Source organism: Bradyrhizobium sp. I1.14.4, assembly GCF_050435825.1.
GTDB lineage: Bacteria > Pseudomonadota > Alphaproteobacteria > Rhizobiales > Xanthobacteraceae > Bradyrhizobium.
This window is the reverse complement of record NZ_JBNDLA010000012.1, coordinates 12,283-28,339: the sequence shown is the minus strand read 5'-3', so window position 1 is coordinate 28,339 and position 16,057 is coordinate 12,283. Positions and strand designations below refer to the sequence as shown.

Here is a 16,057-nt window from a genome sequence, read left to right as displayed (position 1 = left end):
GACCCTTGTCATCTCGTCTTGAAGCGCGTGTTGCGTGAACGGATGCCAGATCGACGACTTCTTCTTTTGCGTCATGGCTTGAAATCATCGCGGCGGAAGGAGGTCTTGAACGCGGCTTGCAGCGTGTCTGCCGATAGAGGAGCAATCCAGGGTAGTCGTCCCAGCCACCGCACGCGGCCAATCTCGCAGATTGCTCTCACGGCATCCGAATTCCTTTCGCCAACGAAGGCGATTCCGAGAATGTCGATCTGACGTTTTCGGAGGACCTCTATCGACAGCAGTGAATTATTGATTGTCCCCGGTGCTGTGCTCGCGCAGAGCACGACAGGAAGTCGCCATCTCTCGAAGACGTCAATGTAAAGCGCGCCGCCACTCAGCGGCACCATGAGTCCGCCGGCCCCCTCGATCACGAGCGGCTTCTCTCCGGTGTCCGGCACGTCGAGCGAATCCGCGTTGATGCGAACCTCGTCAAGCTCCACGGAATGAAGAGACGAAACGGCGGTTTGCAGGCGGTAACGCTCAGGCACGATGCGATCTGGTGGAAGACCGCCAAGCCGAGCGACACGCTCGGTGTCTGTCTCTCCTTCGAGGCCGGCCTGAATCGGTTTCCAAAAACTCGCGCCGAGGAGATTGACGAGCCCCGCGCAGAAAACCGTCTTTCCGATGCCGGTGCCTGTACCGGTTACCACAATCCGCTGCTGACTCATCGAGCTTGACCTCTTGTCTCCTCGACCAGAGCATCCAGCATTTTACGCACGTCGTGCTCCGCGACTCAGTGCATCAGTGAAATTCACACGCGCCAGCCGTGAGGATCGTCTTGGCCTTGGACAGCTCGGCAGCCTACGATCGACCCACGGTGATCCGAACTCCCAGCGAATCGAGCAAAGGCTGCTCAGCGTCCTTACAACTATTCTTCCAATCGCTTAACGCCAACAGCGGCGACACAATTGTTATGCAAGATACCAAACAACTTAACAGCCACGTCGCCCCCGACCTAAAGACTCTTCCCGTACGTCAACTGCATTGTGACAGGTTGAGATTGTTATCGGTGCACAAATATTTGTCCGGACCGGACGAAGGCATTCACGTCCGGCTGGATGTATCCTAATAGATGCAGAACGGTACGTTTCGAACGGCAGCCATACGTTTGGTGAGTGAGTTCACTCAGTTTGGCGTCATTGAAATAATGCTGACTCGCCCTGTCAGGAAAACAATCGACGCATATGGCTCTGCGGATCAAAGCGGCCGATGCCAGCCGCGCCTTTCATAATGACCCGAGTGGGCCCTATGGATTGGTATTCGCGATGGCGCGCAACTAGTGGCTGACGACCGCCCCCGATCACGATCATCGTCTGATTTTGCAAACGCTCCAAGCGCGCGACGTCGATCAAGATAACCTGCTTGTGCGCCACATACCATTGAGCACCTGGCAACGCCCCCTCCTGATCAGTAGAAATACTGCGGGCTTCTGCGGCAAGGCTGGGACGTGGTACGAGCGTCAAACACCTCTTCTGCTGTCAACCCTTTTCCAGCATTGCGTTGAGCTCGATCCCGATATAAGAACGCTGCCAAGTTGCGGCGTCACGTTTGCGGCCAACATGATCCGTCACATCGTCTTCTTCACAGCCAAGGATAAGGCCGGTATCGACCAAATCATCGAAGGTCTGTCGGTCCTCACCTCAATCCCATATGCACGCCGGCTCGAGATTGCGCGCAACCGCAAGAGCGATCAGCTCGGCAACGATATCGACGTCGTGGTGTACGGCGAGTTCGACAGCGAGACGGATCTTGCTGCGTACAAAACGCACGATTTGTATCGAGAAGCGATCCGGTGCGTACGCCCAATCCGGGAGCTGCGGTTTGCCGCTGACTACGAGCTATCAGCCGATGTGCATTTCGCCGGAACGGCAGGGTTAAGCCAAGTTGCTCGGCGCAGCCGACCAGCTGGCCGCGACTAGCTTGATGATCAGCCTCGAGGCCTTGTACGTGCCGGACAAAAATAGCTCTTGTTCGGGACGGGATCACGATTGGCGCGTGCCTCACCGCCTGCTGGTGGTCGATAACGGATAGCCCTATGCACGTCCGCGAATTGCAGTGGATTGAGCCTGTCAAGGCGCTGCGATGCTTGGCGCAGCGGCCGCAGCTTACCTTTCTCGATAGCGCGGCAGGGCATGAGCTGCTTGGGCGTTACTCATATCTGACCTGCGAACCGTTCAGCACCTATTTGGTCGCCGATGGACAGGCAAATTGGAATGGAGCGGCCGTTACTGGCGATCCATGGGCGGTCCTCCGCAGCCTTCTCGCCAGATATCGAGAAGCGCACCGCCCCGATCTCCCGCCGTTCCAGGGCGGCGCTGCCGGCTTCCTTGCTTACGACCTGAACCGAACACTGGAGCGGCTGCCGGCGACGTCAATTGCCGGTCTCGGGTTGCCTCAATCGATACTACATTTCTATGACGTGGTGGTCAGCTTCGATCACCGGGACCACAGGTGTTGGATCGTCTCGACCGGATGGCCGGAGCAGGACTCCGCTCGACGAACCGAGCGTGCGTGTCGTCGCGCCGACGAGTTTGCGTCGCTGCTTGCCAAGCCAAGGTTGCCGCGGATCATAATGCCTAGCACGGCTGGTGGATGGGATTCGAACTTTGGCCGAGAAGGCTTCATAGCCGCGGTCCAGCGCGTCATCGAGTTGATTCTGGCTGGGGATATATTTCAGGCGAACATCGCGCAATGCTTCAGTGCCAGGGTGTCGCCCCTGTTCGATCCGCTCACCTTCTATTGCCAGCTCCGGTCATCGAACCCGGCACCGTTCGCAGCCTTCTTGCGCTACGACAAACTAACGATCGCATCGAGCTCTCCTGAGCGATTTCTGAAACTTGACGGACGACAGGTCGAAACACGCCCCATCAAGGGCACGATCGCGCGCTCCGCTAATTCAGATGAAGATCGGCGTCGCGCCGAAATCCTTCTTGCGTCCCAAAAAGACCACGCCGAAAACATTATGATCGTCGATCTGCTGCGCAACGATCTGTCACGCGTTTGTACAGACAACTCGATTGAGGTTGCAGCACTATGTAACGTCGAATCCTATGCCTCAGTGCACCACCTCGTCTCGGTCGTCAGGGGCGCACTTGCTGCAGACCAGGATGCGGTCAGTCTGCTTCGCGCTTGCTTTCCGGGCGGCTCCGTGACCGGTGTTCCAAAGGTGCGGGCGATGGGAATCATTGCGGACATCGAGAAAGTGGCGCGAGAGGTCTATTGCGGGTCGATCGGCTTCATCGGGTTCAATGGGCACATGGACACCAACATTGCGATCCGCACCGTGATGATCGACGACAACCTGGCTGTGTTTCATGCAGGGGGCGGAATAACGGCGATGTCGAATCCTGAAGCCGAATATGAGGAGACGCTTGCCAAGGCACAGCGTCTCTTCGACGCCTTTGGTGCCGATCTATCTGGTGCATTTTGATTTTCATCATCGACAATTACGACTCCTTCGTGTTCAACATTGCGCGCTATTTCCGCAAGCTTGGTGCAGAGACCAAGGTAGTGCGGAACGACGCGATCAGCGTCACCGATCTCGTCGGACTTCAGCCGCGTGCAATCGTCATATCTCCCGGTCCCTGCACGCCAATGGAGGCCGGTATATCCACTGCGGTTGTCCGCGAACTTTCGGGTCGTGTTCCGATTCTTGGCATCTGTCTTGGACACCAGTGTATTGGGAGCGTTTTCGGCGGACGCGTCGTGCGCGCACGTCGTCCCATGCACGGCCGGGCCTCACACATAACGCATGGCGGCCGTGGGTTATTCAAGGAACTCCCGTCTCCACTTTGTGTCGGGCGCTACCATTCTCTGGCGGTCGAACTCGATGGGTCAGGCCCGCCGGACCTCACGGTGACAGCCCGTTCAGATCAGGGAGAGATCATGGCCTTGGCACATCGTCATCAACCAACCTATGGCGTACAGTTCCACCCGGAGTCGGTACTTACTGAACAAGGTCACGTCTTGCTTGGGAATTTCCTGGGATTGGCAGAGAGCTTCCGAGCGTGAGGATCGAAGACTTCGTTCCGGACATGGCAGCCTAATCCGGGGCAGGAAACGGCAGCTGCGCACTGAATGAATCGGCTCGGCAGAACGTGGTGCGAGACAGCTCTGATCTGTTGAAGATGTAACGAGAAAGCGCGAAAGAGCTCAATTGGTACGCTGCGTACTCAACTTTTTCTTTCAGTGCAGTCTCAATTGAATTACTTGAAGCCAGCAATGCGTAGCCCTCTTCGCATCACCTCCATTCCATGAGCAGGCGGATTATCCTCTAGCCTCGCCGCAAAACATGTTTACTTGAGATCCGCCAAGAGATTGGCGGTGCCTGCGGTAGTCTCGCTACCGCTGCCCTCACGGGCGTTTCCTCCCTTGACTTGGCCGCCGGTCCTACAGGATCGGCGGCTCCCTTCGGTGCGAGGTCAACGTTCTCATGATTGAGGAACCATGGATCAATCTGCACTCGGCCGACGCGGCGCCGACAGGCGCAACGTGGGTGATGGGGGGTTGGGAGAATTTATGCAACACAGAGGCGTGCAATTCAGCATTCGAGAAGCGTTGGCGGGCGAATGGCGCTACAGTTTTAAGATCGACGACAAGATTATCAGTGGCAAGACCCAGACGAGATTGCAGCTTCTTGCGGTCCGCCGGGTCAAGGATCGCATTAATCGCGAACTGAATCGCGGCACAGAAACTGAGAGTTGATATTGGAGTGGGCTCCTCTCCCAGGTGCGCTAGCTCAACGTCTGCGACGACGGGACGCAGCGGCGCGAGTTGGCCCGCCGTCTCGAACTTGATGCGCACGCGCAGCACTGGGCGCGATCCGTCGTTGGACCTCGCCCATCGCAGCCCAACGGGCGGCGCCTCTTCGCCCCGGCCGACGTGCACGTTGCAGAGCGTTTCATGTCCCGCCCCCATCGGCACGTCATAGAGCTCTGGCAAAATGAACTGAATTGGTGCAACCTCAGGTAATGACGGGTGGGACCGACATATGCGTCGCGTGGTTTCTATCGGCTTTCTAGCCTTGGCTCTCGGCATTGCGGTATCCCCGGCCCGCGCATGGTGGGACGAAGGGCACATGCAGATCGCTTATTTGGCGTATAAGCGCCTCTCCGATCCTGTCCGCGATAAGGCCGACGCCTTGCTGAAGCTCAACAAGGATTACGCGAAGTGGACCTCCGGCGCCGCCGACGACAAGACGGCGAAGATGCACGCTTTCGTCCATGCCGCGACTTGGGCCGACGACATCAAGACCAAGGAGTACGGCTATACACGCGACGCGGTCAACAGCCCGACGGCCGGCCAGAACATCGGCTATTCGGATCACAACCAACATGCCTACTGGCATTTTAAGGACATCGACTTCACACCCGACGGTACGCCCCTGCCCGCCGCGGCCGCGGTCGACTTCGTCACCCAGCTCAAGCTGATGATCGCTGCGCTGCCGGCATCCTCTGGCGCATCCGACGATTTGCGCTCGTATGACCTCGTCTGGATCCTTCATCTCGTCGGCGACGCCCATCAGCCGCTGCACGCCGCCGCCCGCTACACGCTGCAGATCCCCGACGGAGACGCCGGCGGCAATGCGGAATCCGTGATACCCGCGAGCGGATCGAGCATGGCTCTGCACAGCTACTGGGACGCGATCTTCGGCGGTTACTCCTCGCCCTATGGTGCCACCTTCGACGCCGATGACAAGGACGGGCTGTCGAGCGTCGGCGTCAGCCAAGCCGAGGCGCAGATCGCCGATCCCGCCGTCTGGGCTCGGGAAAGCGCGGACCTCGCCAAGCAATACGCCTACGCTGCGCCGATAAGCACGGGAAAGAATCCCGTCCTTCTGACGCGCGACTATGAGACGAGCGTCAAAAACGTGGCCCGGGCCCGGGCCGCGCTTGCCGCCGCCCGGCTGGCCAACCTGATCGAGACGGCGCTCAAGTAGATTTTCGCCGGATTCCGGCATGCGATGATTTGGAGGACCAGACCATGTTGAGACTTTTCGCCGCCGTCGCCTTGTCCCTTGCGTCGCTCCTTTCGGCGCCCGCCTTCGCGGGATCGCCTTTGGCGCAGGTGACGCCGACCTCCGGCACTTCCGTTTTCTTCGACGCCAAGCGCATCACCGCGGTCACTTCGCTGCCGCCGATCAACGAATTCAGCGTGAACGCCGAGACGTTCCGCCTTTTGCCGCAGATATTCTTCCCGACGCCTGCCCAAATCGAATCGACCGCGCCGAAGGCGCCGGTCACGCAGGTGCTAGGCGTCTTCGCGAACCTGATGCCGGTAAAGGAATCCGTAGACGACGTTCTGGAGCTGGCCGGCCGCGACCAGTTCGCCGAGTTCATCCTGATGGACGGCTCGAAGGTGTGGATGCGCGCCTCCGCTATCGGGTGGGTCTCCCACGAATTCCCGGCCGCGGGCATCCCCAACGCCGGTAGCTTCGTCGGCCTCGGGCTTGCGCCCGGCCGGGCCACTGCATTGAAGGAGGACGTGGATACTGTGCGCAAGGCCATCGAGCAGATCACCGCTCATTAGCAGACGACGTTTCGCGCTTTCGGCTACGAACCGCGCGCAGCATCCATACCATGCGCGATGGGCATCAGCAGCCGTCGCAGAATCCATCGTCCAATTCACGGTTGAGAGACCGCGGATGCAGTGCGCACTGCGCAACGAGCACGACTCCGCGGAGCTCCACTTCAGACCGGGGGCGAGCGCCGCCTGAATGTTGCGGTGACGCGTGCAACAGAGAAGGTGGTCATCGCCACATCCATGCCGATATCGGAGATATCAGACCTGCTGACGAGACGGAGCGGCCGAAGGGTGCCGCGCGACTATCTGCAAAGCTACCTGAATATGCTAGGACAGTATCCGATGGTCTTACAGACTCCGGAAAGACTCTGTTGGACCGCATGATCGCCGAACAGCGTCCTCACAACGAAGCTCGAGATCATGAGGAGGACGGCTTTACAAGGTCCGTCGAAGCCTTACAGGCCCAGCAGGGCTCGCGATGGCGGCGCATTCAGCCTTTATTTCGCCGTGATGATCCCCGGACCGGCCTCTAGGATCGGCGTGGGAATGCGATCCGCCGCGACATCGATTGCATCAAAGAGCGTGCTCGCGAGATCTGGCGTCCGAATGTGTTGGGAAGAGCCGTCCCTTACTCCAGAGAGTTTGTTCGTATGCCTGGCCTCATGGCGGAGACGCCAAACGCCTGCGGCTCAAGAACGCTGTCGAACATGCGCTCCGCGGGGGGAGGATTGCAATGAGCGGACCCAAAGCATTCAAGATCGCAACCCGAGCCGAGATCGTCGCCATCTGTCGTCGCAACCTCGCGCGGCTCGACGCCGCGATCGAAAGCTGGACCTCCGCTGGCAGACGCAATGGGATGATTGAGCAGACGGACATCGAAAAGGTCATAGCCCGGCGATGCTCTTCATCCGCGAAGTGAGTCGGCCGTCGCCCGGGCAAGGTCCAGTTCGTCGAACAACCGTCCTTGTGCCGTTTGGCGTTTGATGGACGTGGAGCTGGAGACTGGGTGGCACGATGAGGTTGGGTCGACGTGCATATTGACGCGCACGGCAAAGATCCGAACGATCACCATCGCACCGGAAGTGCTTTACGCCAGATCCTGCAAAAGAGACTCAGTCAAACTCTCTTCGGCAATCGATAGCTGATGCTCCCGCATCGCCACGCGCAGAGCCTCATCCCATACTGCTTTGGCTTCGGGACCCGTTAATGCAAGTCCCGGGCGAGGTGCCTGCGCAACCGCAGCGATGTAGTTGGCAGCGTCAAAGCGCCATGGTTGGGCGCCGCATTCGCGCATGACATAGTTGCCAATGCGCACGCCGGCCCAATCGAAGTCTCCATGGTATCGCAACAGAGCACCAGCATCTGCCAGTTGTTGCAGCATAACCCGTTGCGCGGCCGCTGGCATGCCATCGGTGCACATCATCGCCGCACAGTTAGCGCCATGCCGATCAGCCGCCGCGGCAAGCAGGTTTGCGTTCTCACAGACATAGACGTCCCGTCCTTCTACGTCCCAAGAAGGATTGGACCGCAGCAAGAAGCGAAGTGAGGCATAGGTAGGCTCGCCCGAGGCGACCAACTGTGTCGATCGCCCCTTTACGTTGAGGTTCAGCAATAGAGCTGGCCGCGCTAACTCGTTGACCAGCACGCCAGCCCTCGCCCAAACGTCCCGAATCCGCTCGTCGCCGATGTCGTTCTCGACGCCGAATGCGTCTTCATCATGTTGCTTTGGCGCCGGCTTCTCTCGCCACACCGCCAGAACTAGCGCGGCCACAGGCCGCCCATTGTCGAGCGCATGCGCGTCTCCCAGAATGGTTGCAGCCAACTGAGCTCGAGTCATTCCACCAGCCGGCAGAGCATTGAGAACAACATTTGCGCGGTAGCACAATTGGCCGGCGGCATCTGGATTGCCATTCGACAAACGCTTCAAAAGACCAAGTCCGGAGGGCGCCTGAAGAAATGCCAAGAGGTCTGCGTGGCTGGCAACTGAAACGGCCTTCGACCATTGCGCGTGCAGTTCGGCGCGAGCCGTCTCGGCATGAACGATGGGGCCGTCGATGAGCTCAAGCGCCTCACGGAGCGATCCGGCTATGCCGGCTCGGCTCAACGCCGCATCAATCAATGGAACATCGATCTGCATCGAACTTGTGAAACGCACGTTGCGGCCGATGAGTCCTGCGAGCGCAGCATGCTCGTCGGCATCAAGATTGGCAAGACGAAGGCTTTCCAGCTTGCCATCCGCCGGACCGCGTTCAAAACGCTGCCGAAGCCGCTTTCTGAGCGATGACAGCACCTCTCCCCCGAGCAGACGCTGCAGACGATCGTCATCTTGCATCATGCGTCAGCGAACCGTCGGTTGGGATCGCTGTCTCGTTGCTTGGCGCGACCATCCCATGTCCAACGAGAGACGTGTATCGCGTCGATATTTTCAAGCCGCTGAAGGTGGCAGATGGACACGCCCGGCAGTTCAGCGTAACAGCCCCATTCGCGCTCGCTGGTTACGACGAAGTCGAGATCGAACTCGCGAATCAAAGCCATACAATGGGCCCGCGCAGCATCGTCGATGCCGGCGAATACTTCGTCCAATAATACCAGACGCGGCGAGTGTGGAGTACCGCTCTGGCTGTAGAAGCTCGCGACCGCCGCGAACAACGGTACGGTGAGCCCCAGCGCACGTTCGCCGCTCGAAGCCGGCCCCGACAATTTGACCCATTGTTTGTCTTGCCAGCGTTGAACCGTAAATCTATGCCAACGACGATAGTCAAGAGCTCGGGTCAATTGGTCGAGCAAGCTTCCTGTCGTAGACGCATCGGCATTCGCTCGCTCAATGTTTATTCGCTCCTGCAGCATCGCGCCGACGACGCTGCGATCCTCCAGGCTCCAAAGATCCGCGTTGGTGTTGAGCAGGCGCTTGCGCGCGGTTGCGAGACCGACTGGCGCGCCGCCGACACCCTCGGGAAGAGGCTGCCAGTCCAGACGAAAGCGAACACCCGTCGAAGTTGGCCGCTTGTACAATTCGGCGTTGATGGCTTCGACCTTCCGATCGGCGTCCTGCAGCAATCGTTGGATGGCTGCGGCAATTTCCGCCTGAAGATGATTCTCCAGGACCTCGCGTTCACGCGCCGTCAGCAATTCGCGGCGCTGAGCAATTTCCGCCTCGAGCCGTTCGGTCAAACGGTCGGGCCGTTCCGCGCGATTCTGATAAATAATTGTGACGACCAAACCGTAATCGGCAGTCTGATCCATCTGGGGTTGATGACCCAGGGCACTCAGAGCACGGCCGAGATCGGTATAGTCCTGTGAAAGCTGGGCCTGGATGCGCTTCCAAGCTTCATCGTCGGAGACGACCTCTGAGAGTGACTGTTCGGCGCGACGCGCAAGCGTCAGCGCAGGCTCGATGGTCCATGTTGTGCGCAGGTCGGGAAGCTCCATCTCGGGAAGCGCGACGGAAAGCAGATCCGTCGCCGCGAAACCCTGAAGCCGAGTTATGGCCTGCTGCCGCGCGAGCGTCCGCTCATGCAAGACCTCATCCGCGGAGGTCACCTTCTGTTCGGCACGCGCGCGTTGCTCGCCGGCGATACGCGCGGCCGTTTCCTTTGTCTCCAGGTCGGCTTCGCCAAGCCTGACTGCGGTCCGAGCCGCAGCAAGCTTCTCCTGCAATTCCGCGACCTTCGCGCCGACCGACCCTTGCAGTGTTTCGAGCCGGACCTTCGCTTCGTTGGCTTGGCGTGCTCGCTCCTCCGCGTGTGCGGCGCTTCTTTCGACGTCGACTTCCGCATCATGTTCGCGTTGTCGTTGCCGCAACAGCTCGGATTGGGCTTGGCGCAGATCCCGCCCTGCATGGACCAGCGCCAATAGCTTCTCGATCAGTTGTGATAGCGCCGCATCGACCGCATCCAATCCCGCATGGGTATCCGGAAGGCGCAGGTCTTGGGCGTCGCGCGCAAGCACCGAACGTGCCTGGTTGACGGTTTCAACAGCGCTTGCCAACTGTTGCGCGGCCTGCTCAAGGCGACCGGCCGCCACACGAAACTCGCGAGCGGCCGCTGCCGCGCCAGCATGCGAGGCGCGCAGCCGGTCGTCGGCCGGCGCGTTGCGCCACTCAGCGGCTGCGCGCTCCTGGTCGCGCGCGTGTTCCGCAAAGCGCGCGTCGAGATCTTGATGCGCTTGTGCAAGCTCCGCGAGCCGGGCAGAAATGGCCGTGAGCCTGCGCGCGCGGGCATCGGCGCGAGCGGCGTAGCCGATATAGACCGCAACTGGCTTTACCCACGCGCCGGCGAGCGCACCAATCCGGAATTCGCCGGCAGGCGACAGCCAGGTCTCTGCTTGGCCGCCATCTGTGGCGCCACAGCTCATGCCTTGGAGTAGCTTCTCAACAATCTCACCTGCGACCTGACGACCCGAAGGTCTTAACCACCCCGCCAGGGTCTCCGACTGGGCCGCTCGTTCCACCAGCTTCGCATCGTGAAGCGGTGGAACGCCATTTGGCAGTTGTATCTGCCCATCCGGGTCAACCCAGGCATCAAGCAATCCTGACGCTTCGAGGGCGGCTTCCAACCCGGCCCGTTGCGCGGCGTCGAGGCCGTCGTGAAAATCCACCAACTGCCACAACGGCGCGCCGGCACGACCGACGCGAGCATCGCCGGCTCGGAATGGCGGAACCGGCGGAGTGCTGTCCTCACCTTTCTCAAGACGCTCGCGCTCGTCCTTTAGCTCCGCTTCTTCAGTCGCAAGCGTCCTTCGCTCGGCTGCAAGCGCAGATTGCCGTCCTGCAAGGCGTTCGCTGGCCAGCTGTTGCGCGATTTGCAACGAAGCGCGCGCCGGGTTCTCCCCTTCAAGCGTTGTAACCCAAGTGGCGAGGTCACGCAGCGGCTGCTCCGCGCTCGGCAGGATCAATTGCTGCAACGCGCCAAAATGTGTTCCCCATGCCTCGAGGAGTGCACTGCCTTCCTGTTCGACTGAAAGATCCGCGGCATCGCGACGCGCTTGCGCAGCTTTTGCTTCGTCTTGCCGCTCTTGGTGCGCTCGAATCCTGATATCATGCTCGCGCTCAGCATCGTCCATCGCTTTCCGTCGTTGCCGCACGAGCGCCGCCTGTTCCCGACGTCGATCGATCATGACTCGTAAGTCGTCTTTTGCCGAATCGTAGCTCTTCTCGTCGAGTTCAACGAGCTCGGCGGCGCCCGCTGTGGTCAGCGGGCTGTCGCTCCATCGACGATCGAGCCCGCCCGTCTCAGCGAGAGGAACGGCGGCCGTTCTGATGCCGAGCAGCGCGCGTTCAATCTCCGCGACGCGCTTTGCGCGCTCGGCCGCTGCGCTCGACTCCCTGGACAATCGGGTCCGCGATTCGATCGCGCTGGTCTCTGCCCGTTCGGCGTCGCGCCGCCGATCGTCGGCATCCCTGGATGCCGAATCCAGTCTGTTCGCATCCTGATTGACCGGATCAGACTGTAGAACCTCAAGACGGGTACGCTCGGTTGCCACTGTTTCCTTCGTCGCCAGATGAGCGGCCTTGGCCACTTGTTCTTGCGCCTGCGATTCTTCGAGCTCTGCGCGTGCCTCGTTCAGTGCGCGGCTGGCGCTATCAAAACCGGTCTGCGCGGTGCGGAGCAATCGAGCCTGCCGGCGGGTTTGAGTCTTTGCGTAGATCCGGTAGCGATCGGAGAAATGCCCTACGCCTCTAGCAAGAGCTTGATACTCCTGCAGCTGACGACGGTCTTCCTCAAGCTGGTTGAACGCCTCGGCCACGTCGGTGAGCAAGTCGGTCGAAAGCGGCGGCAGTGCCTCGGTCAGTGCGGCGGAGAGGCTCGCCTCATCCGGCTTTTTCGAGAGCTGCGGCTGCCTGAGTTGGATCAGCGTGTCCATCAGGGCCGCATAGCGCGCATTTCCCAGCTGAAAGAGATGTTCATCGACCGCGCGGCGGTAGCTTGCGGCTGTCTCAAAGACCTGACCGTGGTCTGCCAGCACCTCTTTCAGTTTTTCCTTTGACAGCACGATCCTTTGCCGGTTCGTGAGCCACACCTCGTGACCGACACGCCATCCTTCAAGAATGAAGAACCAACTGTCGACATTGCTGCGGGCCGCAGCGGCGGACAGGCCACTGCCTAGCGTGAGAAAGTGAGATTGTCCGTCGCCGCCCAGGCGCCCGAACTCGATCCACGCATATCCCATCCGGCGCTCGTGCTTGCCGAGCAATAAATTCCAGGACATTTTCTTCGAGCCATCGCCATCAGGTTCTATTCGCGATGACTTGAGCTGCGCATCAAACAGAAATGGCATCGTTAGGGACAGAACCTTCGACTTTCCGGTGCCATTATTCCCACGGAGCAGCAAATGGCCGTCCCTGAACCAGAATTCTTCGCTATCGTAATGGAACAGGTCAACCAGGCCGAGCCGAAGCGGTTGCCAGCGTTCGCGGGTCGGCATAGGTAACTCTGGCTTGTGACCGTTAGCGGGCATCGGAGTTCTGCCGAGAAGGGGTTTTGCGAACAGTATTTGCCTCGCGCACTTCCGCCGGCCCGACGGCGAACCGGCCGATTGCAGGCAACGGCCGAACTATTCCGTCCGGCGATATCGTGATCAATCGAAGCTTGCGCAGTCGTTCCAGCGCGATCTGAGCCAGTTCACGCTGCATACCGGGCTCTCGAGCAGATCGGCGCCAATAGCGACCATATCTCTCGCGGGCTTGGTCGATGAAGCTTGCGATATCGACCTCGGACGATTGCCCGAAGTGCTCTGCGCCCTGCCGCAATTTCCTGGAGAGATATTCGGCCACCAACAGCGTAATGTGCGCCTCAGTGCCTTCAGCCGGCATCGAGATATCGGTCAGCGTACCGGCTTCGTCAGCGAGCGCCAGGCCTTCCGCGCGTTGCTCGGCCACAAGACCGGCAGCCTCCGACAGGCGGGCAGCCATCGGCCCGCGTTGGTTCAGGAAGTAAGCCCGCGTGGTCGCATCGAGCGCGTCGGTATAGACCACAGGGTCGTCGAGGAGACGGCGCGACAAATCGCGCCGCATGGCAGTTCGGCGGGCTTCGTCACTGTCCGGGACATGTTCGGCCGCGAGGGCTCGTAATCGCTGCTCAATGTCGCTCGGCATTTCGTCTGCGGCCCACGTGGATGGCCCTCGTATGGCCGCGAGGACTCCTGCAAGCACGCGGCGTTGCACATCATAAAGCGCGTCATGCAAATGTTCACCGCTCTCGAAAGCGTGATGAACGAAGCCCTCCTCTTCCCCGGCAACTCGCACCAAAATGCCGAGCTCCAATAGGTGGTGACAGACCGCCACGAGTTCGCGTCTTTCGTGGTGCGTCTCCAGTTTGAAGCTGAAGCCAACGTCGTTCAATGTGGGTTCAGCGGCCAACGCCAGCAGGCGGTCGCCTAGAACGCGAAGCGTAATCTGCGGATCGGCGCGTTCAAGTACAGCGCACGCCAGGCAGAACAGGACATAGCGACGCCGGTCGTAATCCGGAAATCCCCGCGTGGAATCGAAGAGATCGGCGGGACGTTTGAAAAGTCGGGCGCAATCGCGCTCAACGTGAAGAACCCAGCCGGTCTCACGCGCGAACCATTCCCTAAGGTCCTCGACATGCCGCCGCACCGCCGCGAAGTCGGCATGTCCTGACGTCATCAGCGGGGTCATCAACAGTGCACGCAGCGCCGACGAGAATTCTTCACGCAAATACTGTGTCTGATGCCATCCAATGCTTTGACTCTCGGTGCGGGCCGTCCTTCCGTTGATCTTGCCGTCTCGTCCAGTTTCGTCGCCATGCGTTTCGAGCACGCTATTCATCTTTTCACTTCCATCGAGGTTACGGTGAGAAGATGATCACGGCCAGCGAACAGGCCTGTCTCAGTCAGGATCTCAGCGGTAGAGTCAGCATCGAGTGGCTCCAGGCGCACGTGAAGGAGGCCATCGCCGGTTTGTCGTTCGACGGCATCATCAGGATTTGTTTGCGCTGGGAGCGTTTCACCCAGCAGATGCAGAAACAGCTGAAATCCATGGCGATCGAGCTCACCAAGATCAGACAAGCGCTTTGGCTCGCCATTCGCAAGCCGCGCACGAGCGGCTTGAATTTCACGGTCTTCTTCCGTCAGCTGCGCTTCGAGCCGCTCGCGCTCGGCCTGGCGATCCTGTACGCGTGGTAGCGGGCCACGCGGAGCGACCTCGCCATATTCGCGCAGGCGCGGATGAATGCGAATAGGCGGGGCATCGGCCCAAGGGATCGTCGCTGGCAGTTCCGGTACTTCCGCCCCGATCAGGAAATGGCGTGCGGGATTGAGTGCGAAGGCCGCACGCGCAAGACGATGTGCATCGCCGTCGTTCTGACAACCGGCGAACCAATGGGCAAGGGTCCGAAAATCCGCCGAACGATCGCTGCGGCCGCTACGCCGCTCATTCAACGCAGCAATGACCGCAAGCAGGTGTGGGATCGCGGACCGCGCCCTCGATCTTAGAACTTCGGCCTGCGGCGGCTCATGTCCGGCGCTGACAAACCAGCCGCGCAAGCCTTTCCATCGCTCGCTCCAGGCCTGATAAGACCGAGACAGCGCATCTTCCTGCTCATTTTTCTGATCGGGAGCGGCATCACGCGACTCGCGCTGCGACGCCTGCTGCAAAAGCGGCTGAATTATGGGATCAAGCGCGACAATATGCTGTGCAATGCCGCCCGAGCGACCCACGAGGTCGCCAATGAATCGGTCCAGATAGTCAATCAAGCGGCTTTTGTAGGCAATGATAGAGGTTGTGTCTGAATGCTGAAGCTCGATGCTGCGGCCGATATTCACCATGAACGCCTGAGCGTTCTCCGCCAAACCTTCGAAGACGCGTACGAGATCCCTCAGAGTTTCGTGAATCTTGGCCGCATCAAAGACCGCCTCTTCCGCGAGATTGCGGAGAACCTGAAGCTGCTTTGCGATGTCTTCAAGCGCAACACTCTGCAGCTCCGCACGTCGCTGCAGCGCCTGATTGAACACAGTGAGCGCGGATTCGACCGCTTCTCCACCCTCGGAAAGGCGATAAAGAAAGCGCGCACGATAGAAATCGCTGATACTTGCAACACGCGCCGTGTCGGGCTGCGACTGCAGGTTCCCCCACTCGCTCAGTTGCGAGAGAGCAGCTTGGAGATCTTCTATCTTCGGCGGCGATCCTTCCCACTGGGCCTCGGCAAGAACCTCGTCAGGCCTTAGGTGGAGACGGAACTGACGTTTCGCCGCGGCGAACGCCCCCATGATGTCACGGTAAAGAACGCATTTCTCGGCACTGACGTGCCGAAAGAGCTCGCGTGCATCAATACGCATGGGATCGTCCCAGGATCGGGAAGACTAGTCGCGGGAGACTCGCAGTGGATTACCGAAATAGAACAGTTCGGGAACAACCGCAAGCCGGCGGCGCGAGTTTTCTATGCGCCAACTCCGATAACTCGATCTTATGCGAGTTAGCACATAACTTGGTTTCATGCGCCATATCCGAATATTGCAGCTTTATCGGATCTGTCGCATA

Annotated in this window: 13 protein-coding genes; 7 read left to right on the top strand and 6 right to left on the bottom strand. The window is 59.9% G+C overall.

Annotation, left to right across the window (positions count from 1 at the left end):
- Positions 1-71: 71 nt before the first annotated feature.
- Positions 72-707: a dethiobiotin synthase gene (locus tag ABIB78_RS23315; protein WP_429028940.1), complete on the bottom strand. Its 636-nt coding sequence runs from the start codon at positions 705-707 to the stop codon at positions 72-74.
- 495 nt (positions 708-1,202) lie between these two features.
- Positions 1,203-1,502, bottom strand: a complete 300-nt coding sequence (locus tag ABIB78_RS23310) for a hypothetical protein (protein ID WP_429028939.1) — start codon at positions 1,500-1,502, stop codon at positions 1,203-1,205.
- Positions 1,503-1,598: 96 nt separating this feature from the next.
- Between ABIB78_RS23310 and ABIB78_RS23305 the strand changes: the two genes are divergently transcribed.
- The 7 genes from ABIB78_RS23305 (at position 1,599) to ABIB78_RS23275 (ending at position 7,480) form a co-directional block, all read left to right on the top strand.
- On the top strand, positions 1,599-1,958 hold the full coding sequence (locus ABIB78_RS23305; protein ID WP_429028938.1) for a Dabb family protein: 360 nt from the start codon (positions 1,599-1,601) through the stop codon (positions 1,956-1,958).
- A 116-nt stretch (positions 1,959-2,074) separates the two neighbouring features.
- Positions 2,075-3,469, top strand: coding sequence for an aminodeoxychorismate synthase component I (gene pabB, locus ABIB78_RS23300; RefSeq protein WP_429028937.1), 1,395 nt, complete (start codon positions 2,075-2,077; stop codon positions 3,467-3,469).
- Positions 3,466-4,050: an anthranilate synthase component II gene (locus tag ABIB78_RS23295; RefSeq protein WP_429028936.1), complete on the top strand. Its 585-nt coding sequence runs from the start codon at positions 3,466-3,468 to the stop codon at positions 4,048-4,050. Before pabB ends, ABIB78_RS23295 begins: the two co-directional genes overlap by 4 nt.
- A 435-nt stretch (positions 4,051-4,485) precedes the next feature.
- A complete protein-coding gene (locus ABIB78_RS23290; protein ID WP_429028935.1) occupies positions 4,486-4,743 on the top strand; it encodes a hypothetical protein in 258 nt (85 codons plus the stop codon).
- A 286-nt stretch (positions 4,744-5,029) separates the two neighbouring features.
- Positions 5,030-5,977, top strand: a complete 948-nt coding sequence (locus ABIB78_RS23285; RefSeq protein WP_429028934.1) for a S1/P1 nuclease — start codon at positions 5,030-5,032, stop codon at positions 5,975-5,977.
- A 29-nt stretch (positions 5,978-6,006) separates the two neighbouring features.
- On the top strand, positions 6,007-6,567 hold the full coding sequence (locus tag ABIB78_RS23280; protein WP_429028933.1) for a hypothetical protein: 561 nt from the start codon (positions 6,007-6,009) through the stop codon (positions 6,565-6,567).
- A gap of 727 nt (positions 6,568-7,294) precedes the next feature.
- Complete coding sequence (locus tag ABIB78_RS23275) at positions 7,295-7,480, top strand: hypothetical protein (protein ID WP_429028932.1); 186 nt, start codon at positions 7,295-7,297, stop codon at positions 7,478-7,480.
- A gap of 168 nt (positions 7,481-7,648) precedes the next feature.
- Here ABIB78_RS23275 and ABIB78_RS23270 read toward each other — a convergent pair whose 3' ends face one another.
- The 4 genes from ABIB78_RS23270 to ABIB78_RS23255 are packed head-to-tail and all read right to left on the bottom strand — an operon-like array spanning position 7,649 to position 15,855.
- Positions 7,649-8,896, bottom strand: a complete 1,248-nt coding sequence (locus ABIB78_RS23270; protein WP_429028931.1) for a TIGR02679 family protein — start codon at positions 8,894-8,896, stop codon at positions 7,649-7,651.
- Positions 8,893-12,984, bottom strand: coding sequence for a TIGR02680 family protein (locus ABIB78_RS23265; RefSeq protein WP_429028930.1), 4,092 nt, complete (start codon positions 12,982-12,984; stop codon positions 8,893-8,895). The genes ABIB78_RS23270 and ABIB78_RS23265 overlap by 4 nt, the downstream gene beginning before the upstream one ends.
- 22 nt (positions 12,985-13,006) lie before the next feature.
- Positions 13,007-14,347, bottom strand: coding sequence for a TIGR02678 family protein (locus ABIB78_RS23260; RefSeq protein WP_429028929.1), 1,341 nt, complete (start codon positions 14,345-14,347; stop codon positions 13,007-13,009).
- Complete coding sequence (locus ABIB78_RS23255; protein ID WP_429028928.1) at positions 14,344-15,855, bottom strand: TIGR02677 family protein; 1,512 nt, start codon at positions 15,853-15,855, stop codon at positions 14,344-14,346. The genes ABIB78_RS23260 and ABIB78_RS23255 overlap by 4 nt, the downstream gene beginning before the upstream one ends.
- Positions 15,856-16,057 lie beyond the last annotated feature (202 nt).

What these genes read in the sequence shown, in the direction of transcription:
- ABIB78_RS23275 (WP_429028932.1), top strand. Translation starts at nt 7,295, where the DNA reads ATGAGCGGACCCAAAGCATTCAAGATCGCAACCCGAGCCGAGATCGTC.
- ABIB78_RS23315 (WP_429028940.1), bottom strand. Translation starts at nt 707, where the DNA reads ATGAGTCAGCAGCGGATTGTGGTAACCGGTACAGGCACCGGCATCGGA.
- ABIB78_RS23305 (WP_429028938.1), top strand. Translation starts at nt 1,599, where the DNA reads ATGATCCGTCACATCGTCTTCTTCACAGCCAAGGATAAGGCCGGTATC.
- ABIB78_RS23270 (WP_429028931.1), bottom strand. Translation starts at nt 8,896, where the DNA reads ATGATGCAAGATGACGATCGTCTGCAGCGTCTGCTCGGGGGAGAGGTG.
- ABIB78_RS23265 (WP_429028930.1), bottom strand. Translation starts at nt 12,984, where the DNA reads ATGCCGACCCGCGAACGCTGGCAACCGCTTCGGCTCGGCCTGGTTGAC.
- ABIB78_RS23290 (WP_429028935.1), top strand. Translation starts at nt 4,486, where the DNA reads ATGGATCAATCTGCACTCGGCCGACGCGGCGCCGACAGGCGCAACGTG.
- ABIB78_RS23260 (WP_429028929.1), bottom strand. Translation starts at nt 14,347, where the DNA reads ATGAATAGCGTGCTCGAAACGCATGGCGACGAAACTGGACGAGACGGC.
- pabB (WP_429028937.1), top strand. Translation starts at nt 2,075, where the DNA reads ATGCACGTCCGCGAATTGCAGTGGATTGAGCCTGTCAAGGCGCTGCGA.
- ABIB78_RS23255 (WP_429028928.1), bottom strand. Translation starts at nt 15,855, where the DNA reads ATGCGTATTGATGCACGCGAGCTCTTTCGGCACGTCAGTGCCGAGAAA.
- ABIB78_RS23285 (WP_429028934.1), top strand. Translation starts at nt 5,030, where the DNA reads ATGCGTCGCGTGGTTTCTATCGGCTTTCTAGCCTTGGCTCTCGGCATT.